The organism is Actinomadura sp. NPDC000600 (genome assembly GCF_040492135.1).
Lineage (GTDB): Bacteria > Actinomycetota > Actinomycetes > Streptosporangiales > Streptosporangiaceae > Spirillospora.
Genome location: NZ_JBEUPD010000123.1, coordinates 1 through 1,336 on the forward strand (window position 1 = coordinate 1; position 1,336 = coordinate 1,336).

At 36.6% G+C, this 1,336-nt stretch carries 3 protein-coding genes; all 3 read right to left on the reverse strand.

Annotated features, from left to right (window positions below; all coding sequences use genetic code 11):
- Positions 1–261 precede the first annotated feature (261 nt).
- Positions 262–456, reverse strand: coding sequence for a hypothetical protein (locus ABWI07_RS44140; RefSeq protein ID WP_014570835.1), 195 nt, complete (start codon positions 454–456; stop codon positions 262–264).
- A gap of 13 nt (positions 457–469) precedes the next feature.
- Positions 470–1,024 carry a hypothetical protein gene (locus ABWI07_RS44145; protein ID WP_353822206.1) on the reverse strand — a complete coding sequence of 185 codons (555 nt, stop codon included), beginning with the start codon at positions 1,022–1,024 and terminating at the stop codon, positions 470–472.
- Positions 1,025–1,033: 9 nt separating this feature from the next.
- Positions 1,034–1,336, reverse strand: a 303-nt coding sequence (locus ABWI07_RS44150; protein ID WP_353822207.1) for a helix-turn-helix domain-containing protein, incomplete at its 5' end; no start/stop codon positions are given.

The following is a 1,336-nucleotide window of genomic DNA, read 5'->3' on the forward strand; positions in this document are numbered from 1 at the left end:
GCAAAAGTAAATAGAAGGCCAATACCCAATATAATACATGAGATAAGTGCTAATGGGTTATGACTAAAAATTTGAATAAGGTTATCTGATTCGTTCGTAATATTATCCTCTTTATTTTCCTCTTTCGCGTGCGCACAAGCGCTTTTTATTTTGCATTCCTAAAATTTAGGATTTGTTTTATAGATTTGAACCTTAGCATTTGTTAGCATGTTAAAAAATGTTAAGGTTCACAGATATATAGACTTTAGCACTATTAAAGTTCTAATCTATTGCTTTTTTCATTTCATGAATAACTCTTCTTAATTTTGGCAAAGGTAATTCCATAAGGTCAGCAAACTGTTCTTGTGGTAGTCTGTAGTGTTCTCCAAACATTTTCTCATACTCAGCTATAATTACAGCCTTTTGCATTTTTTCATCTAAGTTATCAATACTCTTTAAGTAGTCCGATAGTTTCATGCTTCCTCCTTTTTTACCCCACCAACTCAAACCAACACAACTCACACAGCAACGCACGAGCCTCGTCATAAGCGTTGTGATGATAGCCGTAGAAGTCTAAGAAGTTGTATATATTTAACGTGTCGTGCGTGATGATGTCGAAACGGCTGATGTAATCAATGGCACAGTCTCTAAAACTCTTTGTACTCATATCACAGCACATTGACGTTATTAGTCGTTTAGTGGCGTCATAGTGGCAACCAGTTATTTTACAGAACTGTGTTATATCATCAAAGTTACCGCCATTTTGTATGAACCAATCCCAAAGCATTAAAATAGCTTCTTTGTTGGCTCTTTTTTCCGTAGGGCTTAACGTATCACATTCGCCTAGCCGTCTATCATCTTTGTAGTAAGCGTGCATATACTCGTGAGCATGGTCAAAAGGCGTAGCTAAATTTGGGTTATAACCGCCAATACAAAGCCTTGTATCTATCCAAGCTCTTTGATTATCATATTCAAATGTTCTGTAATCTATGCCTAAGTTTTCAATCTTGATTACTATAAGAGCGGTCAATTCTTCTTGATTCATTTAACGCCCTCATTTTTCACTATCTTTCAAGTCTTTAGCTTTTTGTTGCAATTCTTCCCAACGGTCAGCAAAAACTAATTTAATCATAGCTTTGTCTTTTTCGGTCAAAGGGCGACCACCAGCACTTAGAATACTGTCAAAAATAGCGTCATCATCAGAGTTTGCGACTTCCGCCAAGTCTATCGGTTCGTTGACTGGTTTAGCTTCAGCACGTCCTAGTAAATAGTCAACCGATACATGGAAGTAGTCGGCTAGTTTTTCAAGGTTGTCAGCTTTCGGTTTTTGTTTTTTTAACGTATACAAATAGTTGTC